We start from the raw sequence: 554 nt of genomic DNA, 5'->3' as shown, positions 1-554 counted from the left end.
GGTTTCGGTGAGCTCGGAATCCTGAGGTTTGAAGTTTCGCGCCATACCCCAGAAGTACCAGATGGAGGTGTCGGTTTCCGGCGTGATGAAGTCGACGACGATACTTCCTGCCTTGTACTCGGCGGGAGCCTCATATCCACCTTTGCCAGCATGAGCCACGCCCACCTCAATCAGCACATGGCTAGGGGGAGTAAAGCGGCAGACTTGCCAGCGATCCACCGGAACGTCATCCGCCAACCCATTGCCTCGCAGAGCCGCTCGCCAGAACGGTGGTGCCATCACCCCGTCCATGAAGCGGCTGGTGATGACCGTTTCGCCCTCGACCCGGGTGTTCACCGGAGCCTCATCGATTTCCTTTTGCCCGATGCTCGACGCATGCACGTAGGTTTCATGGGTGAGATCCATCAGGTTGTCGATCATCAGGCGGTAATCGCAGGCGATGTGATAGAGACCGCCGCCATATGCCCAGTCGGGATTATCCGCCCACTCGAGATGATGAATCAGCGCCGGGTCGGCTTTGTCCGGGTCGCCGGGCCAGATCCAGATGAATCCAT

The 554-nt window shown here is 58.8% G+C and carries 1 pseudogene; it reads right to left on the bottom strand.

Features of this window, described 5'->3' with window-relative positions:
* Nucleotides 1–554 (bottom strand): annotated as a pseudogene (locus tag CXQ97_RS21175) (aromatic ring-hydroxylating dioxygenase subunit alpha); the annotation flags it as partial.

Origin of the sequence: Arthrobacter sp. B0490 (assembly GCF_002929355.1) — a bacterium.
GTDB lineage: Bacteria > Actinomycetota > Actinomycetes > Actinomycetales > Micrococcaceae > Arthrobacter_D.
Note: the sequence above shows the minus strand (reverse complement) of the source record. Positions and strands in the feature narration are given on the sequence as shown.